Raw genomic sequence first — 23,558 nt, forward strand, 5'->3', positions numbered from 1 at the left:
GATGATTGAAACGGAACCTGCCCTCTCCCATCATATAGCGGAGGCCGGCGCGATCTGCACCCCCGCGCGGCTACGGGAGTTGACGATGAACATGATGCGGACGGCGATGCTGCTGGCGACGATGACGGCGCTTTTCATGGGCGTCGGTTATCTGATCGGCGGCAGCGGTGGCATGACCATCGCCTTTCTGCTCGCGGCGGGCATGAACCTGTTCAGCTACTGGAACGCCGACAAGATGGTGCTGCGCATGAACAACGCCGTCGAGGTCGACGAGCGCAATGCGCCCGAATATTTCGCCATCGTGCGTGGACTGGCCGCCAATGCCGGCCTGCCGATGCCCAAGGTCTATCTGATCGACAATCCGCAGCCCAACGCCTTTGCCACCGGCCGCAATCCCGAAAACGCCGCGGTCGCCGCGACCACCGGCCTGCTGCAGCGTCTCAGCCGCGAGGAAGTGGCCGCAGTCATGGCCCACGAGCTCGCGCATGTGCAGAACCGCGACACGCTGACCATGACCATCACCGCGACGCTCGCCGGCGCCATCTCCATGCTGGGCAACTTCGCCTTCTTCTTCGGCGGCAGCCGCGACAACAACAACCCGTTCGGCTTCGTCGGCGTGCTGGTGGCGATGATCGTCGCCCCCTTTGCCGCCATGCTGGTGCAGATGGCGATCAGCCGCACCCGCGAATATTCCGCAGATCGCCGCGGCGCCGAGATCTGCGGCAACCCGCTCTGGCTCGCCTCCGCCCTTGACAAGATCGCCCGCAACGTCGAACGCATCCACAACCCCGAAGCAGAGCGCAATCCAGCCATGGCGCCGCTGTTCATCATCAATCCGCTTTCCGGCGAGCGCATGGACAATCTTTTCTCCACCCACCCCAACACCGAAAACCGCATCGCGGCGCTGCAGGCGATGGCGCAGGACGGCGTCGGCCGTCCCGCCGCCCGCCAGGCCCAGCCGCAGCCGAGCCAGGCCGCGCCTTCTGACGCCGGCCCGTGGGGCGGCCGCCCCGCCGAGCCGCAACAGTCCGAGCAGCCGCGCCAGTCCGGTCCCTGGGGCCGCAATCCCTCCGGGCCGAAGGGCCCGTGGTCGTGACGGACGCCACACGCGGCCGCCCGCGACACCGCCCGAACGCCGGCAACAAGAGGCCGCCGAAGCCGGACGCTGCGCCCAGCGCGCCCGGCTTGGCTGCCCGGATGGCGGCGGCGCGCCTCCTGGCTGCGACCATCGACGCCAGGACCCCGCTCGACGGGCTGACCGACCATGAGCACGGCCATCCGCAGTTCCGGGCGCTGGACATGCGCGATCGCGGTCTCGTCCGCGCCATCCTCGCCACCGCCCTGCGTTATCGCCTGACCATCGAGAAGCTGATCGCCCGTTGGCTGGAGAAGCCGTTGCCAGCCAATGCGACCGCGCTTTCCCACATCCTGCATGTGGCGGCGGCACAGATCCTGTTCCTCGACGTGCCCGACAGCGCGGCCGTCGACCTCGCCGTCACCCACGCCAAGTCCGACCCGCGCACGGTACGTTTCTCCGGCCTCGTCAACGGCGTGCTGAGGGCGCTCGTCCGCGCCAAGGATGCGGAGCTGCCGCAGGCGCTGGCCGACACCAACGACGCGCCCGGATGGTTCGTCACCCGGCTCGTCGCAGCCTACGGGGAGGACCAGGCAAGCAAGATCCTGGCCGCCCACCGGCTGGAATCGCCAGTCGACTTCACCGTCAAATCCGATCCCGAAAAATGGGCCACGGCCTTCGGCGGCATCGTGCTGTCGACGGGTACCGTCCGCATCGAGAAGCTGGGTGGGCCGGTCTCCGAGCTTCCCGGCTTCGCTGACGGCGCATGGTGGGTTCAGGACGCCGCGGCAGCCTTGCCGGCCAGGCTGTTCGGCGACATCGCCGGCAAGCGCGTCGCCGACCTCTGCGCCGCCCCCGGCGGCAAGACCGCCCAACTCGCGCTCGCCGGCGCGCAGGTGACGGCCGTCGAAGCCTCGAAGAACCGGCTCACCCGCCTTGCCGCCAACCTCGCCCGGCTCGGCCTCGACGCCGAGAAGGTCAATGCCGACCTGCTCGCCTATGAGCCGGCAGAACCCTTCGACGCCGTTCTGCTCGACGCGCCCTGCTCCTCCACCGGAACGGTCCGCCGCCATCCGGACGTGCTGTGGACCAAGTCGCCCGAAGACGTCACCAAGCTCGCGTCCGTGCAGCGCAAACTGCTCGACGGCGCGGTCAGGCTCGTAAGGCCAGGCGGCACGATCGTCTTCTCCAACTGCTCGCTCGATCCCGAGGAGGGCGAGGCACTCGTCGCCGCGTTCCTCGCCGACCACAAGGGCAGGATCGAACTCGACCCGATTCGGCCCGGCGAGGTGCCTGGCATCTCGGCCTTCGTCACAACCGAGGGTTACCTGCGCACCACGCCGGCCGGGCTCGACCTCGGCAACCCGGCGATTTCGGGGCTCGATGGTTTCTTCGCCGCGCGGTTCCGCCGCCTGGCTTGAAAGCACAGCCTAATTCATCCAGCGGTTGTTAACGCAAAATTCACTCTCGCGCGCGCCTCTGAAACCACCTAACGTGGCCGGGCCTGGGTGTTCAGGAGGGAAATGTCGATCGCGGCGGACAACACGACGCGCCTTTGGGCGCTCGTCGCCAGGGAGTTTTGGCGCAAGACGCGCCGGCGCCTCCGCGCCGGTCCGATCTATCGTTGGCGCTACTCCGGGCGCACGCCCGAGCGCGTGCTGATCGCCCCGCCCGACCTGCGCCTCGCCGACCCGCAGATCGCGCTGGAGATCTATTACGGCCGCTTCCCGCTGTCGGGCCATCTGGTCGAGACCGGCGGCCAGTCGCCCTTCCTCGTCGAGGTGCCGAACCGAGGTTGGCAGCGCAGCCTGCACGGCTTCCGCTGGCTGCGCCACATGCGCGCCGCAGGCACCGAGCTCGCGGCGGCGAACGCCCGCGCGCTCGTCTCCGACTGGATCGCCATGCACGGCAACCGCATTTCGGGCGTCGCCTGGGAGCCGGCCACCACCGCCAAGCGCGTCATCGCCTGGCTGCAGCATTCGTCGGTCGTGCTGCAAGGCGCGGAGTTCGCCTTCTACCGCGCCTTCCTGCGCTCGCTGGCGATGCAGATCCGCTACCTGCGCTCCATGGCGCGCGAGATGCCCGACGGCAAGGACAGGCTCAGGGCGCGGGTAGCGCTTGCCTTCGCCGCGCTCTCGCTGCCCGTGCCGTCCACCGCGCTGCGCTCGGCCACCCGCAACCTGGCCGAGGAACTCGACCGCCAGATCCTGCCCGACGGCGGGCATGTGTCACGCAATCCGATGGTGGTGCTCGAGATCCTCGCCGACCTTCTGCCGTTGCGCCACACCTACGCCAACCAGGCGGAGCAGCCGCCGGCCGCACTGATCCACGCGGTCGACCGCATGCTGCCGGCGCTGCGCTTCTTCCGCCACCAGGACGGCAGCCTGGCCCGCTTCAACGGCATGGGCGCCACCATCCAGGACCGCATCGCGGCGATCCTCCGTCACGACGACACCGGTGGCTCGCCGCCGCTGCACGCCACCCACTCGGGCTACGAGCGCCTGTCCCTGGGCGGGACCACCGTAATCGCCGACACTGGCACGCCGCCGCCGGTCGAGGTATCGAACCATGCCCATGCCGGCTGCCTCTCCTTCGAGATGTCGTCCGGCCGCCAGCACTACATCGTCAATGCCGGCATCGACACCTACGGCGTCGCGGATTTCCGGCCGCTGGCCCGCGCCACCGCCGCGCATTCGACCGTCACCATCAACGACACCTCGTCGGCCAGCTTCGCGCATTCGCAACGCCTCAGCGACCTGCTCGGCAGCCCCCTGGTCGGCGGACCGCGGTCGGTGCCCTGCCAGCGTACCGACAAGCCCGGCATGCAGGGTTTCATCGCCAGCCACGACGGCTACGCCCAACGCTTCGGCCTCCACCACGAACGTGAGATTTCGCTCTCGGCCGGCGGCAACATCCTTTCGGGCTGCGATCGCATCCTACGTTCCGGCGGTTCGCAATCGAGGCGCAACGGCCCCGAGGCCGTCACCGTCCGCTTCCACGTCCATCCCGACGTCCAGCTCTTCCGCGACCAGAAGGAGCGGCTGGTGCTGACCGGTCCCGACCTGGACACCTGGGTCTTCGTCTCGCCCGACGTGCCGGCCGAGGTCGAGGAGTCGATCTTCTTCGCCGGCCTGGCCGGGCCGCGCCGCAGCCGCCAGATCGTACTGTCCTTCCGGGCCTCGGAAATTTCGGAAGTGCACTGGCAGTTCTCGCGCACCCGCATCATCAGCCGGGTCGATAGCCCGCGCGGCTGAGCGGACACCGCGCGCCCGCCGGGAAAGCGGCCCGAAGCGACGGGTCGCGCCTTGATTTCCGGGCCTCATGTGCTAGGCCGCCCGCGAGAGACGCATCTTCCCAACCCAGCCGTGAAAGGCCCCTCGCATGGCCGTCGTGTCAAAGAAGATTCCCGCCCCCGACCTCGTACCCGTGCGCCGTGCGCTGCTGTCGGTCTCCGACAAGACGGGCCTGATCGATTTCGCCCGGAGCCTCGCCAACATCGGCGTCGAGCTGGTCTCGACCGGCGGCACGGCCAGGAGCATCGCCGCCGAAGGCATCGCGGTCCGCGACGTCTCCGAACTCACCAACTTCCCGGAAATCATGGATGGCCGCGTCAAGACCCTGCACCCCTCGGTGCATGGCGCGCTGCTCGGCGTCCGCGACGACCCCGAGCATGCCGCGGCCATGGCCGCCCACGGCATCGAGCCGATCGACCTGGTGGTGGTGAACCTCTACCCCTTCGAGGAAGTCCGCAACTCAGGCGGCGACTACGCCTCGATCGTCGAGAACATCGACATCGGCGGCCCCGCCATGGTGCGCGCCTCGGCCAAGAACCACGCCTATGTCGCCATCGTCACCGATCCAGCCGACTACAAGCAGGTGCTCGACGCCATCGTCGCCAACAACGGCGCCCTGCCGCTCGCCTTCCGCAAGAAGCTCGCCGCCAAGGCCTTCGCCCGCACCGCGGCCTATGACGCAGCCATCTCCGGCTGGTTCGCCGATGCGCTCGAGATCGAGAACCCCGACTGGCGCGCCTTCGGCGGCCGCCTCGAGAGCGTCATGCGCTACGGCGAGAACCCGCACCAGTCGGCCGGCTTCTACCTCAGCGGCGACAAGCGTCCCGGCGTCGCCACCGCGACCCAGCTGCAGGGCAAGCAGCTCTCCTACAACAACATCAACGACACCGACGCCGCCTTCGAGCTCGTCGGCGAATTCGATCCGGTCCGCACTGCAGCCGTCGCCATCATCAAGCACGCCAATCCGTGCGGCGTCGCCGAGGGTGCGACGCTGAAGGCAGCTTATGAAAAGGCGCTCGCCTGCGATCCGGTCTCGGCCTTCGGCGGCATCGTGGCTCTGAACCGCATCCTCGACGCCGAGGCCGCCGAGGAGATTGTCAAGATCTTCACGGAGGTCATCATCGCGCCCGACGCCACGCCCGAGGCGCAAGCGATCGTCGCCGCCAAGAAGAACCTGCGCCTCTTGGTAACCGGCGGCCTGCCCAACCCGCACGCAGCCGGACTTGCGGTCAAGTCGGTGGCAGGCGGCCTGCTCGTGCAGTCGCGCGACAACGCCGTCGTAGACAACCTCGACCTCAAGGTCGTCACCAGGCGCGCGCCCAGCCAGCGCGAGCTGGAGGACCTGAAATTCGCCTTCCGCGTCGCCAAGCATGTCAAGTCGAACGCCATCGTCTATGCCCGCGACCTTGCGACCGTCGGCGTCGGCGCCGGCCAGATGAGCCGCGTCGATTCGGCCCGCATCGCCGCCCGCAAGGCGCTCGACGCCGCCGAAGCCGCCGGTCTCGCCGAGCCGCTGACCAAGGGTTCGGTGGTCGCATCCGACGCCTTCTTCCCCTTCGCCGACGGGCTGCTCTCGGCCGTCGAAGCCGGCGCCACCGCAGTCATCCAGCCGGGCGGCTCGATGCGCGACGACGACGTCATCGCCGCCGCCGATGAGCATGGCATCGCCATGGTCTTCACCGGCGTCAGGCACTTCAGGCATTGAGGGGCAGCGTTTTCTCCTTCTCCCCATGCGGGAGAAGGTGGATCGGTGCACAGCACCGAGACGGATGAGGGGTGCTGGACGGAATGCCGCGTTTCAATGCGGCTACGTTCAGCACGCTCGCATCAGCGTCTCATTTCTTCCAACACCCCTCATCCGTCGCCTGCGGCGACACCTTCTCCCACTTGGGAGAAGGAATAACCGGTTACTCCACCTCGTCGGCCGGATAGGGCGTGCCCAGAAGCACCAGCAGCCCGCCGAGCAGGAACAGGATGATCATCGCCATGCCGAGCCGCGGAGAACCGGCCGCGGCAGTGACGCTGGCGACCAGGAACGGCGCGAGGAAGCTCGTCGCCCGGCCCGACAGCGCATAGATGCCGAAGTAGCGGCCGGCCTCGTCGGCCGAGACGCTGCGCGCCATGTAGGAGCGCGACGAGGCCTGCACCGGGCCGAAGGCGATGCCGATGAGCAAACCGAAGGCGATATAGGCCTTTTCCGCCGGCGTGGAGAACAACCCTGGCCCATCGGCGCCCGGCATCTGCCACAGACCGAACAGCGTGTAGCCCGGGCCGGTGGACACGATGCCGATGGTGGCAAGCGTCAGGAGCACCAGCGACATCACCACCACGGCCTTCGACCCCAGTGTCGTGTCGAGCCGGCTGGCGACCAGGCAGCCGAAGATGGCGACCACGTTGAGGATGATGCCATAGATGCCGATCTCGGTGATGGTCCAGCCGAACATCGCCGCCGCAAAGGCGCCGCCGAGACCCAGCAGCGCGTTGACGCCGTCCTGGTAGACCATGCGCGCGATCAGGAAACGGAAGATGCCGCTGCGCTTGCGCACCTCGCCGAGCGTCGACTTGAGCTCCGCCAGCCCCTCGCGCACCGCCGGGCCGATGGCCATGCCCTTGCCGCTGTCGGGGGTGAACAGGAACATCGGCAGGATGAAGATGAAGTACCACAGTGCCGAGATCGGCCCGGTGGCGCGGGCATCCTCACCCAGCCTGGAGTCGATCCCGAACAGCGGATCGGCACCGATGATGGTCTTGCCGGTGTCGGGCGAGCCGGCGAGGAATGCCACCACGAAGATCAGCACGATCATGCCGCCGAGATAGCCCAGGCCCCAGGCGATGTTGGAAACCTTGCCGATGTCCTCCTTCGACACCAGCCGCGGCATCATCGAATCGTTGAAGACGATGGAGAACTCCGCCGCCACCGATGCGAGCGAGAAGAACAGCACGACGGGCACCAGCGCCGATCCGGGCTCGGCGAACCACAGCATGCACAGGCTGAATATCTTGATGGTGGCGAAGAAGCCGATCCACGGCTTGCGCGGGCCGGTCTGGTCGGCGATCGAACCCAGCACCGGCGACAGGATGGCGATGACCAGGCCCGCCGCGGCAATGCCGTAGCCCCAGGCCGCCTGCCCCATCGCCGGGTCGGTGGCCATGCGCGAGACAAAATAAGGTCCGAAGATGAAGGTCGTGACCACGGTGAAGAAGGGCTGGGCGGCCCAGTCGAACAACATCCAGCCCCAGATGCCGCGCCGGGGCGTGCGCCCGACAACAATCGTCTCAGCCATGGTCCCTCCACGAACGCGGCCGCCCCGCGCCGGGTACCTTCCTAGCGCCGCAGGCTTGCACGATCCTGGACGAAGAGGCCCGCCGCGGCAACCGCGGCAGGCCAATTGGGCAGGCGGTCACCTCGCCGAGAGATCGCTCATCAGGCCGGCAGCCACCGTCAGCCGCGACACGCTTATGTCGCCGCCCTCGGTCAATGCCTGCAGCCTCTCGCGGATGCGGCCGATGCGCTCGCCACCCGCCTCGAGCCATGCCGCCACCGGGTCGACGGCGCTGCCGAAGCCCGTCAGCACGGCGACCGCGATGCCGCGGCGAGCGGCGCCGATGGTGTCGGACGCCCGTGCCAGAGCCATGCCCTCGTAATAGTCGGCGGTCGAGATCGCATGCGCGGCATCCTCGATGCGCGGGATGCGGAACGCCTCGCTGACCCCGAAGAACGCCCTCGCGGCGGCGACGATGTCGGCGCCGGCGGTCTTCGCCACCAGTGCGATGTCGGGTACAAGCTCGCCCACCTCGAGCAGCGACAGCCGCTCGGCGAGCTTTTCCGGTGCGCCGGCGGCGGCAAAGCCCGCCTTCCGGCCCTGGACGCGGTCGCGGGTGTAGGCGGGCAGCATGCCCTCGAACTTGTGCTCGAGCGCCGTGCGCGCCTGCCGCAGTTCCTCGATGCGGCTCACCAGCGGGGCATCGCCGTGCTCGTTCCTGAGGTACCAGCCGCTGGTGGCAAACAGGAGCCGGCTCACCGCTTGATAGAGGTCGAGCTGGGTAATGCCGTCGACGACGTTGTCCAGCGCGTCGATCTCGGCATAGAGCGCCGGCAGCGCGAAGCCGTCGCGCACCACCGCAAAGACACGCGCCACATCCGCCGCCGTCCGTCCGCTCGCCTCCTGCAGGCGGTTGACGAAGGACGGCCCGCCGCGATTGACGAGGTCGTTGACGAGCACGCGCGTGATGATCTCGCGCCGCAGCCGGTGGCCGCCGATCTCGACATCGTACTTCTTCGCCATCCGCTCGGGGAAGTAGCCCATGAGGTCGCGTGCGAGATGCGCATCGTCGGGCAGGTCGCTGGCGATGATATCCGAGAACAGCACGATCTTGGCATAGGCCAAGAGCACGCCGAGCTCGGCCCGCGTCAACGGCTCGCCGCGCGCCTGGCGCTCGGCAAGTGCTGCGGCACTCGGCAGGTTCTCCACCCCGCGGTCGAGCAGACCACGCCCTTCGAGCGTGCTCATGAACCGACCCTGATGCGCGATGTCCTGCAGCCCGCGACGCTGTGCCAGGGACAGCGCCAGCGTCTGCTCGTAGTTGTTGGCGAGAACCAGGCCCGCGACCTCCTCGGTCATCTCGGCCAACAGCTTGTTGCGGGCCGGACGCTGGAGCGAGGCCTTCCGCATCGCGGAAGCCAGCGCGATCTTGATGTTGACCTCGACGTCGGAGGAGTTCACGCCGCCCGAATTGTCGATGGCATCCGAGTTGCAGCGCCCCCCCTTGAGGCCGAACTCGATGCGCGCCCGCTGCGTCGCGCCGAGATTGGCTCCCTCGCCGATCACCTTCGCGCGCAGCTCGCCGGCGGTGACGCGAACGGCGTCGTTGGCGCGGTCGCCGACTTCCTGGTTGGTCTCGCCCATCGCCCGCACATAGGTGCCGATACCGCCGAACCACAGCAGGTCGACCGGCGCCTTGAGGATGGCGTTCATGATCTCGGTCGGCGAGGCCGTGGTCTTTTCGAGGCCGATGGCGGCTGCAGCAGCCGGCGACAGCGTCACCGACTTCTGCGACCGCGACACGATCGCGCCGCCCGACGATAGCTTGGACTTGTCGTAGTCCTGCCAGCTCGAGCGCGGCAGGGCGAACATGCGCGTGCGCTCGGCAAACGACGCTGCCAGGTCCGGATCGGGATCGATGAAGATGTCGCGGTGGTCGAAGGCGGCAATCAGCCGGGTCTGCTCGGACAGGAGCATGCCGTTGCCGAACACGTCGCCCGACATGTCGCCGACGCCGACGACGGTGAAGGGCGAGGTCTGGATGTCGCGGTTCATCTCGCGGAAATGCCGCTTGACCGCCTCCCAGGCACCGCGCGCGGTAATGCCCATCTTCTTGTGGTCGTAGCCGGCCGAGCCGCCCGAAGCGAAGGCATCGTCGAGCCAGAAGCCGTGACCTTCGCTGATCGCGTTGGCGGTGTCGGAGAAGGTCGCCGTGCCCTTGTCGGCTGCGACGACGAAGTAGGGATCGTCGACGTCGCGCCGTACCACACCGGCGGGCGGCACCACCTTGTCGCCGTCCAGATTGTCGGTGATCGACAGCATCGATGATACGAAGTTGATGTAGGCCGCCTTGCCGGCCTCGAAGACGGCATCGCGGCTGCCGCCGGCGGGCAGGCGCTTGGGGAAGAACCCGCCCTTGGCGCCAACCGGCACGATGACGGCGTTCTTGACCTGCTGTGCCTTCACCAGGCCCAACACCTCGGTGCGGTAGTCCTGGGCGCGGTCGGACCAGCGCAGGCCGCCGCGGGCAACCGGGCCGAAGCGCAGGTGCACGCCCTCGACCTCGGATCCGTAGACGAAGATTTCGCGCCACGGGCGCGGCTCGGGCAGACCGTCGACGCTGCGCGAATCGAGCTTGATCGCCAGCGACTGGCCACGCTCCTTCTTGCCGGCGACGAAGTGGTTGGTCCTGAGCGATGCCTCGATCAGGTTGACGTAGCGCCTGATGATGGTGTCGTCGTCGATGTTGGGCACGCCTTCCAGCGCATCCTTGATCTTGGCCTTGAGATGCTTGGCCGTGACCAGCCCATCCTGGTCCTGCGCCGGGTCGAGCCGGGCGACGAACAGCTGGTGCAGTCCGCGCGCGATGTCGGGGTAGCGGTTGAGCGCCGCCGCGATGAAGTCCTGGCTCTGCGGAATGCCGGCCTGCTGCAGGTAGCGGCCATAGGCGCGCAGGATGACGATCTCGTTGGCGCCGAGACCGGCCGTTTGGGCCAGCGCATTGTAGCCGTCATTGTCGGCATCGCCGTTCCAGACCGACAGGAACACTTCCTCGAACAGCGCGCCGCCGTCGTTGAGGTCGATCGGCTGGCCGTAGGCGTTCTCCAGCTCCATGTCGTGGATGAATATCTGGTCCTCGCCCTTCTCGCCGAGCTCGAACGTCCGCTCGCTGATGACGCGGAAGCCCATGTTCTCGAGCAGCGGCACGCGCCGCGACAGCGCCACCGGCGCGGCGTAATGATAGATCTTCAGCGACGCCTGCTCCGGCGCCTGTCCGGCATCGCGATAGCAGTCGATGACGATGGGGTTCGACGGGCCGATGCTGGCGATACGCTCGGCGTCGACCAGTGCTGCCGCCGGCTTGAAGCTGTTCTGGTAGTCTTGCGGGAAATGGTTGGCGAGGCTGACGAGCGAAGCGGAAGAGCCCGCTTCGGCGGAAGCTTCGCGCAGTCCGTCCTCCCAAGTGCGCACCATGTCGCGGATCGCCGCCTCGATGGTCGATTGCTCGACCCTGGGCGTCTTGCCGCCGGAGCGGCCGATGATGAAGTGGACGCGCGCCAGCCCGCCCTCGGGGAAGGCCGGATAATAGGCCGACAGCCGGCCCTCGAACACCGTCTTCAGATAGGCGCCGATCTTCTCGCGCACGACCGAGTCGTAGCGGTCGCGCGGCACGAAGACGAGGACCGAAACGAAGCGGTCGAACTGGTCGACGCGCACGAGCGCGCGCACCCGCGGCCGCTCGATCAGGCCGAGGATCGCCTCGGAATGCTTGCGCAGCGTCGGCACGGCGACCTGGAACAGCTCGTCGCGCGGGTAGGATTCGAGCACGTTGGTCAGCGCCTTGCCCGAATGGTCGGCGGGATCGAAGCCCGACTTGTGGATCACCGCCTCCGCCTTGGAGCGGAGATAGGGGATCTTCATCACCGAACGCGTGTAGGCGGTCGAGGTGAACAGGCCGACGATGCGCAGTTCTCCCGAGAGCTGGCCCTTGGCGTCGTAGGTCTTGACCCCGATGTAGTCGAGATAGGCGCGGCGGTGCACGGCCGACTTGGCATTTGCCTTGGTGACGATCAGCGGATCCGGGCCGTGCAGGAAGGCGCGAATCTCCGGCGTCGTCGAGGTGGCGTCCACCGTGTCGCGGCGCAGCACCAGCACGTCGGGGTCGGCGAGGATGCCGAGGCCCGGCTTTTCGGCCCGCTCCAGCGTACCGCTCTTCTCGCCGCCGGTGTATTTGAACTCGCGCATGCCGAGGAAGGTGAAGTTGTCGTCACGCAGCCATTCGAGGAAGGCGATCGCCTCCGTCACCGCATTCTTGTCGAGCGGGATCGGCGCGTAGCGGAATTCGGAGATCGCCTGGTCGAGACGGGCCAGCATGCGCTTCCAGTCGGTCACGGAGGCGCGCACCTGGCCGAGCAGCTTCTTAAGCCGCTCGCGCAGCGCTTCCGCCGCATCCTTGCCCTGGGCCGGAATATGCACGTGGATGACGCTGACCTTGTCGGCGGCCTCATCGCCCTTGTGGCTGCCGCCGTCGCTCAGGATCTCTTCAACGCTCGAGCGGCCATGGCGCACATGAATGACCGGATGGGTGACGAACACCGGCTCGCCCGCAGCGTCGGTGATTTCGCCGAGCACCGAATCGAACAGGAACGGCATGTTGTCGTTGACGACCGTCACCACCGTCACGGGCCGGCCGTGACGCACGAGGCCGGCCTCGGTCTCGATGTCTATAACCGAAGAGCCCTTGCGGTGCTTCATCACCGCCTTCTCTGCCAGTTGCGCCGCTCGCTCCAGCATGCCGGGCTCGTAGTCGGCCACGTCTTCGGCAGGAGCGCGGGCAAGCAGCAGTTCGAGAAGCTGAGGCGGCCGGTTGGCGGATTTGGTGGAATGCGAAGAAGAAGCGGCCTTGGCAGTTTTTGCCTTGGACTTCACGGATGCGGCCATGACGTCAGTATCTCCCGTCCCGTCATATATGCTTTTACGACTATCGTAGCAGAAGGCCTGCCGTTAGCGACAAAGGTTTGACGAAAGGTATGGAAAAATGCCCGCCCGATAGGCGGAAACTGCCTATTCGACAGGCTGACGCAGCGTCCGCAAGCAATGCCGCCACGCCAGGTTGCCGACAAAAGCGTCAGGATCGCGCTGCGATGGCTGCGGCCGCCCCCACGATCGTGGTTGCACTCACCCGATTCGCGATTCGCATTGCCCATCTGCAGCGTAGAAGCCGGCATGCCTGGGCAGCCGAATTTGCCCGACCGGCGCAATCCGGGCTTGTCCATAACCCGCTTCGGGCGGATGGTTGCGCTGCGCCGGCGGATGCCGGACGACCCGGCATGACGGCGACACGGAGGCAGGTCATGACCAAGTTTCTCTATGTCTATCATGGCGGCTCGATGCCGCAGTCCGAGGAAGAAGGCGCCAAGGTGATGAAAGCCTGGACGGACTGGTTCGCCGGTCTGGGCGCTGCCGTCGTCGACGGTGGCGCGCCCGTCGGCAAGTCGCAGACGGTCTCGCCGGGCGGTTCGGTGGCCAATGACGGCGGCGCCAACCCCGCCAGCGGCTATTCGGTCATCGACGCCAAGGACCCGGCCGATGCGGAGCGCATCGCCAAGGGCTGCCCGATCCTCGACGCCGGCGGCTCGATCGAGGTCGCGCCGATCATCCAGATGTAGGCGAAGCGGCTCCTCAAATGAAAAGGGCGCCTCCAGTGGAGACGCCCTTTCGATGTTCCGGAGAGCCGGGGTTATGCCGCGCCCTTCGACTTCTCGAAGCGCTTGCGCTCGTTCGGGTCGAGATAGAGCTTGCGCAGGCGGATGGTCTTCGGCGTCACCTCGACCAGCTCGTCGTCCTGGATCCAGGCCAGCGCGCGCTCCAGCGTCATGCGGATCGGCGGGGTCAGCTTGACCGCCTCGTCCTTGCCGGCGGCGCGGATGTTGGTCAGCTTCTTGCCCTTGAGCACGTTGACTTCCAGGTCGTTGTCACGGCTGTGGATGCCGATGATCATGCCCTGGTAGACCTTCACGCCGGCGTCGATGACCATCGGGCCGCGATCTTCCAGGTTCCACATCGCATAGGCAACAGCCTCGCCCTGCTCGTTGGAGATCAGCACGCCGTTGGTGCGGCCGGGCAGTTCGCCCTTGTAGCCCTGATAGGAATGGAACAGGCGGTTCATCACGGCCGTGCCGCGCGTGTCGGTCAGAAGCTCGGATTGGTAGCCGATCAGGCCGCGGGTCGGCGCATGGAACACCAGGCGCTGGCGGTTACCGCCGGAAGGCCGCAGCTCGACCATCTCGGCCTTGCGCTCGCTCATCTTCTGCACGACGACCCCGGCATGCTCCTCGTCGACGTCGATGACGACTTCTTCGATCGGCTCCTGCAGTTCGCCATTCTCGTCCTTCTGCATGACGACGCGCGGACGCGACACGGCCAGCTCGAAGCCCTCGCGGCGCATCGTCTCGATCAGCACGGCCAGCTGAAGCTCGCCACGGCCCGACACGAAGAACGAATCCTTGTCGGCCGATTCCTCGATCCTGAGGGCAACGTTGCCTTCGGCTTCCTTGAACAGGCGGTCGCGGATGACGCGGCTGGTGACCTTGTCGCCCTCGGTGCCGGCCAGCGGCGAGTCGTTGACGATGAAGGACATGGTGACGGTCGGCGGATCGATCGGCTGGGCATGCAGAGGCTCGGTCACGGCCGGGTCGCAGAAGGTATCGGCGACGGTGCCCTTCGACAGGCCGGCGATGGCGACGATGTCACCCGCCTGAGCTTCCTCGATCGGTTGGCGCTCGAGGCCGCGGAAAGCCAGGATCTTCGAGACGCGGCCATTTTCGAGCAGCGAGCCGTCATGGTGCAGCACCTTCACCGCCTGGTTCGGCTTGAGGGTGCCGGATTCGATCCGGCCGGTGATGATGCGGCCGAGGAACGGGTTGGCCTCGAGAATGGTGCCGATCATGCGGAACGGGCCGGGGTTAACGGTCGGCGCCGGAACGTGCTTGAGCACGAGGTCGAACAGCGGCGCCAGGCCCTGATCCTTCGGGCCTTCCGGATTCTCGGAAACCCAGCCGTCACGGCCGGAACCATAGAGGATCGGGAAGTCGAGCTGCTCGTCGGTGGCGTCGAGGGCCGCGAACAGGTCGAACACCTCGTTGATGACTTCCTGGTGGCGGGCGTCCGGACGGTCGATCTTGTTGATGACGACGATCGGCTTCAGGCCGACCTTGAGCGCCTTGCCGACCACGAACTTGGTCTGCGGCATCGGACCTTCGGCGGCGTCGACCAGCACGATCGCGCTGTCGACCATCGACAGGATGCGCTCGACCTCACCGCCGAAATCGGCGTGGCCGGGGGTGTCGACGATGTTGATGCGGGTGTCCTTCCAGTCGACCGAGGTCGCCTTGGCCAGGATGGTGATGCCGCGTTCCTTTTCGATGTCGTTCGAATCCATCGCGCGTTCTGCAACGCGCTGATTTTCACGGAACGAGCCGGATTGCTTGAGGAGCGCATCGACGAGCGTGGTTTTGCCATGGTCGACGTGCGCGATGATCGCGATGTTGCGGAGGTTCATATGTCTACTCGGGAGCGTTGCGGGCACTGCCTGTCGACGCGCCGCGTTTTCGGTTGGCGGGCTCATACAGGTTTTTTCGCAGATGCGAAAGGGGGGCGGACAAATCGACTGAGATTCAGCGCGCCGGCAAGCTTACAAAATGTCGCCCCAGTCGGCGCGGCGGGCCCGCCTGAACAGGTCGCCGTCGCGCTTGGTCAGAAGCCGCTCCTCGGCAGAACCGTCGGCCAGGCAGAGCTTGAGGTCGACCTTGCCCGAGCCGCCACGGGCCGGCGCAAGCACCCTGGCGTCGAAGGATTCGGCCGGCTGGCGGGCGGCCGCGACGAAGATGTACTTCTCATCCTCCCACGGCACGTCGCCGCGCTTGGTCAGCCGATGCAGGCGCGAACGGGCCACGCGGCGCGAGAAATGGCACCAGTCGGGCTCGGCGAGCGGGCAAGGTTTTGAATGCGGGCAGGGAGCGACCAGATGCGCCCCGCGCTCGATCAGCAGCGCCCGTACGGCCATCACGCGCTTCCAGCCGGCGGGGGTGCCCGGCTCGACGATGACCAGCAAGCCGTCAGTCGCCGCCCAGAGCCTTTCCACCAGCGCCAGCCCCTCGGCGGGCGACAGTTCGTCCAGCACATAGGCGAGCGTCACCAGGTCGGCCTTTCCCGCGTCGATGGCCTTGCTGGCGTCGGCCGACGTCCACTCGACCCTCTCGAGCCCGGCATGGGCCGACAGGGATTCGCCAACTTTGCGGATCGAAGGGCTCGCCTCGAGCATCCGGGCCGACGCCAGCGACGGCCAGCAATCGGAGGCTGCCCAAAGTGCCGTGCCTGGACCGGCTCCGACATCGAGCAGGCTCTTCGGCGCGAAGCCCGGGATCAGTTCGGCAGCGCTTTCGAGGCTTGCCCTGACAGCGGCAAAGGTTGCCGGCAGCCGCGTCGCCAGATAGGCACGGGCAAACATCTCGTCCGACAGGTGCAGGCGGCCGTCACGCACCTCGGCCCGATAGCGCCGCGACAACGTGTCGGCAGCACGCTGCAACTCGGCGAGCGGCACGCCTTCCAGCGCCCGGTCGACCGCCGCCCGCAATGCTGCCGGTAGTTCCATTTTCTATCCGAACTGGGCTCTTCCGGGATTCAGGTCAGGCCGCGCTGAAAATGGCGGCTGCCGAGAACCGGAGCGGAGCGTACATTTAGGTACGTGAGCACCGGAAGCGCAGGCAGCCGCCATTTGCAAGCCGGGCTCACCTGAATCCTACACCAACCCGCGCTTTTCCATCATCGCCTCGGGTGACGGCATCTTGCCACGGAACGCCTTGTAGAGCTCTTCCGGATCGGCAGAACCGCCGGCCGAATAGATGTGCTTGCGCAGCTTCTCGGCCATGTCGGCGTTGAAGGCGTCGCCCGTCTCCTCGAAGGCGGCGAAGGCATCGGCGTCCAGCACCTCCGACCACATGTAGGAATAGTAACCGGCCGAATAGCCCTCGCCCGAGAACACGTGCAGGAAATGAGGCGTGCGGTGGCGCATGACGATCGCCTCGGGCATGCCGAGCTTTTCGAGCGTCTCGGCCTCGAAGGCCGCCGGCTCAGCCGGTGCGTCGGGACGCGCGTGATAGGCCATGTCGACCAGCGCCGACGAGGTGAACTCGACGGTGGCGAAGCCGGCGCCGAAGGTCTTGGCCGCCAGCATCTTGTCGAGCAGTTCCTTGGGCATCGCCTTGCCGGTCTTGTAGTGCAACGCGTGTTTTTCCAGCACCGCCGGCACCGTCAGCCAGTGTTCGTAGAGCTGCGACGGCAGCTCGACGAAGTCGCGGCTGACCGAGGTGCCCGAGACCGACGGCCAGGTGACGTCGGTCAGCATGCCGTGCAGCGCGTGGCCGAACTCGTGGAACAGCGTCTTTGCCTCGTCGAGCGACAGCAATGCCGCCTCGCCTTCCTTCGGTTTGGCGAAGTTCATGATGTTGTAGATGATGGGGCTGGCACCCTTGCCGAGCTTGTAGCCCGACTGTAGCGAGCTCATCCACGCGCCAGAGCGCTTCGACGGCCGGGCGAAGTAGTCGGCCAGGAACAGGCCGCGCTTGCTGCCGTCGGCGTTGAACACCTCGAAGACGCGCACGTCGGGATGCCAGGCGGCGATGCCGGGCACTTCCTTGAAGGTGATGCCGAACAGACGGGTTGCGACGTCGAAGCAGGCGTCGATGATGCGCTCGAGCTGGAGATAGGGCTTGAGCTCCGCCTCATCGAAGGCGTATTTCTCGGCGCGCAGCTTCTCCTGGTAGAAGCGCCAGTCCCAGGCGGCCAGCTTGTCGTTGCTGCCGGCGCTTGCCGCCAGGCGCTGAAGCTCCGCCTCGTCGGCGGCCGCCTTCTCGCGTGCCTTGTTCCACACCGGCTCCAGCAGTTCCATCACCGCCTTCGGGGTCTTGGCCATGGTGTCGTCGAGCTTCAGCGCCGCGTAGCTCTCGTAGCCGAGCAGTTTGGCCTTTTCGGCACGCAGCCTGAGCGTGTCGCGCACGACGCCGGCATTGTCGGTCTCGCCGCCGGTTTCGCCACGCCCGGCAAACGCCTTGAACGCCTTTTCGCGCAGGTCGCGACGTTCGGAGAAGGTGGTGAACGGCTCGTAGATCGAGCGCGACAGGGTGACGGCATACTTGCCATTCTGTCCGCGCGTCTCGGCAGCCTGGGCCATCGCCCCGCGCACGAACTCCGGCAGGCCGGCGAGGTCGCTCTCGTCGAGGAACAGCACCCACTCCTTCTCGTCGGCAAGCACGTTCTGACCGAACCTGGCGCCCAGCGACGCCGCTTCCTCGTTGATGGCAGCCAACCGCTTCTTGCCCTCGGGGTCGAGCCTGGCACCCGAACGGACGAAGCCCTTCCAGCTTTTCTCCAATACCCTCAGCGTCTCGGCATCGAGGCCGAGCGAGGCACGGCGGGAATGGAGGTCGTCTATGCGGGCAAACAGCTTCTCGTTCATCGAGATTTCCGAGAAATGGCGGGCCATCTTCGGCGAAATCTCGCGCTCCATCGCCTGGATCGCATCATTGGTGTGGGCGCCGGCGCGGCACCAGAAGATCGACGACACATGGTCGAGCGCTTCGCCTGCCAGCTCCAGTGCCTCCAGCGTGTTGGCGATGGTCGCCGGCTCGCCATTGTTGGCGATCGCCTCGACCTCGGCCGCATGTGCGGCAAGCGCCGCATCGAACACCGGTCCGAAATCGCCGTCCTCGATCCTGGTGAAGTCGGGCAGGCCGAGCAGCCCGGTCCAACGGGTCAGCGGATGGCGCGCGAGATCGGTCGTGGCGGACATGAACAGCTTCCTTGATTGGCCTTCGGTGCGGACCGTCCCGATGTAGGGCTGCGGCCGGGACTGCGCAACCGCCTTGACGCACCGCGTCCGATAAACTAAGTAAACCATATAATAAGGATTACTTACTATTATGGCTGCCAGCAGCGAAACCGAGACCTTCGGCTTCATCGTCACCGATATCGCGCGCATGATCCGCGCCGAGATGGATCACCGCACCACCGAGGCTGGTCTCGGGCTGACGACGGGTGAAGGCCGCGTACTGTTCAACGTTCGCCGCGCCGGCCCGATCCGCCAGTCGGCCCTCGCCGAGCGCCTCGGCATCGAGGCGATGACGCTGAGCGGGCTGATCGACCGCCTCGAGGGCAAGGGCTACGTCGAGCGCCAGCCCGACCCGGCCGACCGCCGCGCCAAGCTTGTAAACCTGACCGAGGCCGGTACCAGCGTGGTCGCCCGGATCGAACCGATCGCCGCCGGCATCCGCGGCGATGCCGCACGCGGCATCGATCCCGACGATTGGCAGCGCGTTCTCGCCGCCCTCAGGACTTCGCGCGAAAACCTGCTCGCGCTCCGGGCCGAGGCACAGTCCGGCGAGAGCGCGGCGGCATGAACATGCGCTCCGAAATCAACGCGGCCGGCGCAGTGGAACCGGCATCGGAACCGATCATGAGCGAACGCCGTGTGTCGCTGATCGGCGGCCTCATGGTCGCCATCGGTCCGATCTCGCTTGCCCTCTTCACACCGGCCATGCCGGAGATCGTCAAGGCCTTCGGCACCACCGAGGCGGCAGTGAAGATGACGCTGTCGCTCTATTTCGGCGGCTTCGCCTTCGCCCAGCTGGTCTGCGGCCCGCTGTCGGACGGCTTTGGCCGAAGGCCGATCACGCTTGCCTTCATGGCCATCTACCTCGCCGCCAGTGTGCTCGCCCTGGTCGCCCCCAACATCGAGATACTGGTCGTTGCCCGCTTCCTCCAGGGCGTGGGTGCAGCCGTCGGCGTATCCGTGTCCCGCGCCGTCGTCCGCGACGTCTTCACCCACGAGCGCTCGGCCCGCATCATGAACATGATCGGCATCCTGCTGGCGCTGGGTCCGGCGATCGCGCCCACCCTCGGCGGCGTGACGATGGAACTCTTCGGCTGGCACGCGATCTTCATCGTCATGGTGCTGCTCGGCGTCGTCGTCATGCTGGTGACGATCTTTGCCCTGCGTGAAACGGTGCAGCGCGACCTGAGCCGCATCCGGCCGGGCGCGCTCATCCGCTCCTACGGGTCGCTGCTGCGCAGCCCCTATTTCATCCTGTGCAGCCTGGTCGTCGCCGGCACCTCAGGTGCCATCTACACCCAGGCGACGGTGCTGGCATTCATTCTGATGGAGCGCGTCGGCCTGACGCCGACCCAGTTCGGCATAGGCATGCTGATGCAGACGGCGAGCTTCATGCTCGGAGCGCTCATCACGCGCCGGCTGATGCCGCGCTTCGGTGCGGCTCGCCTGGTGCCGTTCGGCCTGGTCTTCGTCGCCCTGGGCTCGATCTCGATGGCGATGCTCCTGCGCATGTACGAGCCGACCTTCCTGCTCGTCATGGGGCCGATCGGCATCTATGCCTTCGGCATCGCCATGGTCCTGCCTGCGATGATGACGGCAGCCCTTGCACCTTTCCCCAAGAATGCCGGCGCGGCTTCAGCGATGATGGGCTTCTTCCAGATGGGCGCAGGCCTCGTCGGCGGCACGATTTCGGCGATGATCGGCGATCCGGTGACGGCACTTGCCACCGTCATCCCCTGCATGGGCCTGATGGCCATCGTCTCGTGGTTGACCTGGAGCAGGCTGCCCGAACCGTCCATCATGACGCGGCTGAAATAGCCTCCGCGCAACGGCAGCTAGAGCATTTTGCAGCCAGACGGAAACGTCTGGCGTCGCACAAATGCGGCTAAGAAAAGCAGCTGGAGCGGCGCAATGGCATTCGTCAGAATGCCCGCCGCTCTAGATGCCGTCGCAGTTCTCGCCGAGACTCACCTGCGCCGTGGCGACGACCCGCTCGGCCCTGATGGTGAAGGTCTCCCGCATCAGCGTATCGTTGCTGGGGAAATCGTAGCAGGCAAGGACGGTCGTGATGTCGCCGTCCCTGCTCTCGACCCTGTGGCGGATGGCGGCGCCCACCACGGCCTCCTCCCACTCGTCCATCGACGCGATGAACTCGGCCTTGGTCTGAGCAACACCGACATCCTCGAGGCGGATCGCGGCATCGTCGGCAAGCAGATCGGCAAGCACTGCCCGGTTGGCCTGGAGCAGCGCCTCGTACCAACGGTCCACGACATCGCTTTCCCGGGCGGACGCATGGGCGGCAACCAGCAGGGTGGCGGCTGCGACAAGCCTCGACACGGCCCTCATGGACGGCCTCCTCCTCGAACCGGGATCAGGCCCATATCGCCACCGGAATGCCATGGGCATCGTGCTCCGGTGGGGTCGGAAAGCTTCCGGTTTCGCCGCGCCGGTGGCGCTCGGCAACCAGCATCATCGCGCAGGCGTCGAGGAAGTCGTCGGTCGCAGCACCCCGCGGCGGCGGCCTATCGAGGAACGCCCGGTCGTGCCCCACCCGCGCCAGCAGCGCCTTGCGCTCCTCCATGCCGGCAGGGTTGACCCTGCTCTTGATCTTCTTCGGCAGGCTCATCGCACGCTCGCCGTTGAGCCTCCAGAAGGCCACTTCGGGATGCGATTCGATCACCCGCCCGCGCAGCTCCGGCCGCGCGATCAGCAGTGCGTCGATCTCGCGGATCTTGGAGAAGATGCCGAAGGCCTGGATCGACACGCCGCGCGGCGGCGATGAAGTCCGCATCGCAACCTCGCTTGCCCGCCGGTGCGCCGCATACCAGGCGTCGAGATCGGTGAACGCTGCGGTCTCGGCATGCACCGCCGCCCGCGACGGGATCGAAAAGACGCTCGACTGTCGTTCGCCCAGCAACGGCCGCACGAGGGCCTCCGGCCCGCGACCGCCCCTTCCCGAAAGCTCGGGCAGGCCGATCGGCATGTCGACCGCCACGGTCGCATCATCGGGCAAGGCGGCCAGAAGCTCTGCAAAGGAGGCAGACACCCTGGCCTCGGGCAGCGCTGCGGCATCGGATCGGATCACCGCGATCCAGCCGGCCTTGCAGCCGTCGACGCCGGCCACCGTCACGCGCCTGTTTCCGTACCGGGTTTTCGGCTCCGCGACGGGTGAATGAGCGTCCTAAGCTCCACCTGGGCCATCGGATGCGACAGGCTCGGCGCATCGGTTTCGAGCTGCAGCTCGTCGCCGCCCCGCCTGGAGGTGCGGGCGAGGATTTCGTAGACGGATGCGGTGGTCGTCTGCAGCGCCTTGGCCATGGGCTGGCCGGCCAGCAGCCGCGCCAGGAACACCGCGGCCGTCAGGTCGCCCAGGCCGTTGGGCGGGCGCTCGACGATGCGGTGCTCGGCCAGCATCGCCTGCGAGGCGGTCACCAGCAGATTGCCGGTGCCGCCCGTCATCATCGCCGGTGCCGACGTCACCAGCATCGTCGCCGGCGGTGCGGCAAGTGCCGCCGCCATCGTCGCGCGCATGTCCTCCAGCGAGGTACCGGCCAGCCATTCCAGCTCGTAGCGGTTCGGCGTGGCGATGTCGGCCAGCGGCAACAAGCTGTCGCGGATGCCCGCAGCCAGCGGCTCGGCGACATAGAGCCCGCCCTTGTCGCCGATGACGGGATCGCAGACATAGAGCGCCTTGTCGTTGCGGGCCTTCACCGCCTTCACCAACGATGCGACGGCCTCGACCTGCCCCGGCTCGCCAAGATATCCCGACAGCACCGCCGTCACCTCGCCGAGCCACGGCGCGCGTTCGAGATCGGCCATGAATGCCGCGAACTGCTCGGTGGGCGGCACGATGCGTGTGGCCCTGCCATGCCCGGGATGCCAGGGCAGGATCACGGTCGGCACCGCCCAGACCGGGTGCCCCAGTGTCTCCAGCGCGAACACCGCCGCGCGGTTGCCGACCGATCCGCGCGCCACATGGCTCGACACGACGATGACCGCGCGCGGCGCGGCTTGTTCGGCCCGAACGGTCATGAGCTCATCCGCCCCGCACCAGGAAATTCACCAGCCACAGGATCAGCCCGATGGTCAGCACAAAGCCGAGGATGCGGCCGATGCGCGTGCCGATATGTTCGATGCGGTCGGACCTGTCGACGTCGGCGGCGCCGAGGTGGTCGCGCATCTCGCCCGCCTTGCGCCTGACGAAGGCCCCGCCGCCGGCCTCGCTCTCCCGCGCCACGCGGTCGAGGATGCGGCGAGACTCCTTCTCGCCATCGCTGTTTCTGGGCGCCGCCATCGTCGAACATCTCCCGGCGACTTTGCCGTCTGCGCCCGGTTTTCTCCTGACGCGTTTGTGATAATGCTTTGCCATCGGTTGCTTTGTCGAGGACATTCACAATGCAGATGCGCGCTTCGTCGGCACTTCCCTCCTTCCGCCTCCTTCCTGCATTCATCTTCATGCTACTTGCCCTGCCGCTCTTGTCGGCTTGCGGCTACAACACCATTCCCACCCAGGAAGAGCAGGCCAAGGCGGCCTGGAGCGAGGTCCTGAACCAGTACCAGCGCCGTGCCGACCTCATCCCCAACCTGGTCGAGACGGTGAAGGGCTATGCCGCGCATGAAAAGGACACGCTCGAAGGCGTCGTCGAAGCCCGCGCCAAGGCGACCCAGGTGACGGTCACGCCCGAAACGCTCACCGATCCCAACGCCTTCAAGACCTTCCAGGAGAACCAGGCCGGCCTGACCAGCGCGCTGTCGCGGCTGCTCGCCGTGGTCGAGAACTATCCCGACCTCAAGGCCAACCAGAACTTCATCGCCCTGCAGGCGCAGCTCGAGGGCACCGAGAACCGCATCGCGGTCGCCCGCCGCGACTACATCGAGACCGTCCGCGTCTACAACACCTCGCTCAAGACCTTCCCGGCCATGCTGTGGAACACCTTCTGGTTCCGCAGCGAGCCGTTCCAGAACTTCACCGTCGCCGAAGACAAGCTCGAGGCGCCCAAGGTGAATTTCGGCACGAGCCAGGGCGGGTGAGCAGCCAG

At 66.9% G+C, this 23,558-nt stretch carries 17 protein-coding genes; 8 read left to right on the plus strand and 9 right to left on the minus strand.

The genetic code is table 11. The annotated features are described in order from the left end of the window. Window positions 1-85: 85 nt before the first annotated feature. From htpX to purH, 4 genes are all read left to right on the plus strand, one after another. Window positions 86-1,096: a zinc metalloprotease HtpX gene (gene htpX / locus AmiPiv_RS13960; RefSeq protein ID WP_340038066.1), complete on the plus strand. Its 1,011-nt coding sequence runs from the start codon at window positions 86-88 to the stop codon at window positions 1,094-1,096. After that, window positions 1,087-2,496 carry an RsmB/NOP family class I SAM-dependent RNA methyltransferase gene (locus tag AmiPiv_RS13965; protein WP_340038067.1) on the plus strand — a complete coding sequence of 470 codons (1,410 nt, stop codon included), beginning with the start codon at window positions 1,087-1,089 and terminating at the stop codon, window positions 2,494-2,496. Before htpX ends, AmiPiv_RS13965 begins: the two co-directional genes overlap by 10 nt. Window positions 2,497-2,598: 102 nt before the next feature. Further along, a complete protein-coding gene (locus AmiPiv_RS13970) occupies window positions 2,599-4,329 on the plus strand; it encodes a heparinase II/III family protein (RefSeq protein WP_340038068.1) in 1,731 nt (576 codons plus the stop codon). Between the two features lie 127 nt (window positions 4,330-4,456). Then, a complete protein-coding gene (gene purH, locus AmiPiv_RS13975) occupies window positions 4,457-6,073 on the plus strand; it encodes a bifunctional phosphoribosylaminoimidazolecarboxamide formyltransferase/IMP cyclohydrolase (RefSeq protein WP_340038069.1) in 1,617 nt (538 codons plus the stop codon). A 202-nt stretch (window positions 6,074-6,275) separates the two neighbouring features. Here the strand turns inward: purH and AmiPiv_RS13980 are convergent, their stop codons facing one another. Beyond that, the gene (locus tag AmiPiv_RS13980; protein WP_340038070.1) at window positions 6,276-7,652 is read right to left on the minus strand and encodes an MFS transporter; all 1,377 of its coding nucleotides are present in this window, start codon (window positions 7,650-7,652) and stop codon (window positions 6,276-6,278) included. Between the two features lie 117 nt (window positions 7,653-7,769). Then, on the minus strand, window positions 7,770-12,572 hold the full coding sequence (locus AmiPiv_RS13985; protein WP_340038071.1) for an NAD-glutamate dehydrogenase: 4,803 nt from the start codon (window positions 12,570-12,572) through the stop codon (window positions 7,770-7,772). 413 nt (window positions 12,573-12,985) lie between these two features. On the opposite strand from AmiPiv_RS13985, the gene AmiPiv_RS13990 reads away from it, so the two are divergent. Continuing rightward, complete coding sequence (locus AmiPiv_RS13990) at window positions 12,986-13,300, plus strand: YciI family protein (protein WP_340038072.1); 315 nt, start codon at window positions 12,986-12,988, stop codon at window positions 13,298-13,300. A 71-nt stretch (window positions 13,301-13,371) separates the two neighbouring features. Here the strand turns inward: AmiPiv_RS13990 and typA are convergent, their stop codons facing one another. The 3 genes from typA to AmiPiv_RS14005 all read right to left on the minus strand — a co-directional run bounded on the left by typA (window position 13,372) and on the right by AmiPiv_RS14005 (window position 18,480). After that, window positions 13,372-15,192 (minus strand): translational GTPase TypA, encoded by a 1,821-nt coding sequence (gene typA / locus AmiPiv_RS13995; RefSeq protein WP_340038073.1) that lies wholly within the window; start codon window positions 15,190-15,192, stop codon window positions 13,372-13,374. Between the two features lie 132 nt (window positions 15,193-15,324). After that, a complete protein-coding gene (locus tag AmiPiv_RS14000; RefSeq protein ID WP_340038074.1) occupies window positions 15,325-16,284 on the minus strand; it encodes a small ribosomal subunit Rsm22 family protein in 960 nt (319 codons plus the stop codon). 147 nt (window positions 16,285-16,431) lie between these two features. After that, window positions 16,432-18,480, minus strand: a complete 2,049-nt coding sequence (locus AmiPiv_RS14005; protein ID WP_340038075.1) for a M3 family metallopeptidase — start codon at window positions 18,478-18,480, stop codon at window positions 16,432-16,434. Window positions 18,481-18,610: 130 nt separating this feature from the next. On the opposite strand from AmiPiv_RS14005, the gene AmiPiv_RS14010 reads away from it, so the two are divergent. Both AmiPiv_RS14010 and AmiPiv_RS14015 read left to right on the plus strand, forming a co-directional pair. Continuing rightward, window positions 18,611-19,087: a MarR family winged helix-turn-helix transcriptional regulator gene (locus AmiPiv_RS14010; RefSeq protein ID WP_340038076.1), complete on the plus strand. Its 477-nt coding sequence runs from the start codon at window positions 18,611-18,613 to the stop codon at window positions 19,085-19,087. A gap of 56 nt (window positions 19,088-19,143) precedes the next feature. Then, window positions 19,144-20,337: a multidrug effflux MFS transporter gene (locus AmiPiv_RS14015; protein ID WP_340038077.1), complete on the plus strand. Its 1,194-nt coding sequence runs from the start codon at window positions 19,144-19,146 to the stop codon at window positions 20,335-20,337. A 120-nt stretch (window positions 20,338-20,457) separates the two neighbouring features. On the opposite strand, the gene AmiPiv_RS14020 is transcribed toward AmiPiv_RS14015, so the two are convergent. The 4 genes from AmiPiv_RS14020 to AmiPiv_RS14035 are packed head-to-tail and all read right to left on the minus strand — an operon-like array spanning window position 20,458 to window position 22,813. Further along, window positions 20,458-20,865, minus strand: coding sequence for a nuclear transport factor 2 family protein (locus AmiPiv_RS14020; protein ID WP_340038078.1), 408 nt, complete (start codon window positions 20,863-20,865; stop codon window positions 20,458-20,460). A gap of 25 nt (window positions 20,866-20,890) precedes the next feature. Next, complete coding sequence (locus AmiPiv_RS14025; protein ID WP_340038079.1) at window positions 20,891-21,649, minus strand: DUF429 domain-containing protein; 759 nt, start codon at window positions 21,647-21,649, stop codon at window positions 20,891-20,893. After that, complete coding sequence (pdxY, locus tag AmiPiv_RS14030; RefSeq protein ID WP_340038080.1) at window positions 21,646-22,551, minus strand: pyridoxal kinase PdxY; 906 nt, start codon at window positions 22,549-22,551, stop codon at window positions 21,646-21,648. The genes AmiPiv_RS14025 and pdxY overlap by 4 nt, the downstream gene beginning before the upstream one ends. Before the next feature lie 4 nt (window positions 22,552-22,555). Then, window positions 22,556-22,813, minus strand: a complete 258-nt coding sequence (locus tag AmiPiv_RS14035) for a hypothetical protein (protein ID WP_340038081.1) — start codon at window positions 22,811-22,813, stop codon at window positions 22,556-22,558. A 107-nt stretch (window positions 22,814-22,920) separates the two neighbouring features. Between AmiPiv_RS14035 and AmiPiv_RS14040 the strand changes: the two genes are divergently transcribed. Beyond that, window positions 22,921-23,550 carry a LemA family protein gene (locus AmiPiv_RS14040; RefSeq protein WP_445206957.1) on the plus strand — a complete coding sequence of 210 codons (630 nt, stop codon included), beginning with the start codon at window positions 22,921-22,923 and terminating at the stop codon, window positions 23,548-23,550. Window positions 23,551-23,558: the final 8 nt, after the last annotated feature.

The sequence above is a fragment of the Aminobacter sp. Piv2-1 genome (assembly GCF_037625995.1).
GTDB lineage: Bacteria > Pseudomonadota > Alphaproteobacteria > Rhizobiales > Rhizobiaceae > Aminobacter.

Bases quoted from the DNA above. Each gene is read 5' to 3' on its own strand.
- purH (WP_340038069.1), top strand. From the start codon at position 4,457: ATGGCCGTCGTGTCAAAGAAGATTCCCGCCCCCGACCTCGTACCCGTG.
- htpX (WP_340038066.1), top strand. From the start codon at position 86: ATGAACATGATGCGGACGGCGATGCTGCTGGCGACGATGACGGCGCTT.
- AmiPiv_RS13980 (WP_340038070.1), bottom strand. From the start codon at position 7,652: ATGGCTGAGACGATTGTTGTCGGGCGCACGCCCCGGCGCGGCATCTGG.
- AmiPiv_RS14005 (WP_340038075.1), bottom strand. From the start codon at position 18,480: ATGTCCGCCACGACCGATCTCGCGCGCCATCCGCTGACCCGTTGGACC.
- pdxY (WP_340038080.1), bottom strand. From the start codon at position 22,551: ATGACCGTTCGGGCCGAACAAGCCGCGCCGCGCGCGGTCATCGTCGTG.
- AmiPiv_RS13985 (WP_340038071.1), bottom strand. From the start codon at position 12,572: ATGGCCGCATCCGTGAAGTCCAAGGCAAAAACTGCCAAGGCCGCTTCT.
- AmiPiv_RS14020 (WP_340038078.1), bottom strand. From the start codon at position 20,865: ATGAGGGCCGTGTCGAGGCTTGTCGCAGCCGCCACCCTGCTGGTTGCC.
- AmiPiv_RS14015 (WP_340038077.1), top strand. From the start codon at position 19,144: ATGAGCGAACGCCGTGTGTCGCTGATCGGCGGCCTCATGGTCGCCATC.
- AmiPiv_RS13990 (WP_340038072.1), top strand. From the start codon at position 12,986: ATGACCAAGTTTCTCTATGTCTATCATGGCGGCTCGATGCCGCAGTCC.
- AmiPiv_RS14000 (WP_340038074.1), bottom strand. From the start codon at position 16,284: ATGGAACTACCGGCAGCATTGCGGGCGGCGGTCGACCGGGCGCTGGAA.
- AmiPiv_RS14010 (WP_340038076.1), top strand. From the start codon at position 18,611: ATGGCTGCCAGCAGCGAAACCGAGACCTTCGGCTTCATCGTCACCGAT.
- AmiPiv_RS14040 (WP_445206957.1), top strand. From the start codon at position 22,921: ATGCGCGCTTCGTCGGCACTTCCCTCCTTCCGCCTCCTTCCTGCATTC.
- AmiPiv_RS13970 (WP_340038068.1), top strand. From the start codon at position 2,599: ATGTCGATCGCGGCGGACAACACGACGCGCCTTTGGGCGCTCGTCGCC.
- typA (WP_340038073.1), bottom strand. From the start codon at position 15,192: ATGAACCTCCGCAACATCGCGATCATCGCGCACGTCGACCATGGCAAA.
- AmiPiv_RS14035 (WP_340038081.1), bottom strand. From the start codon at position 22,813: ATGGCGGCGCCCAGAAACAGCGATGGCGAGAAGGAGTCTCGCCGCATC.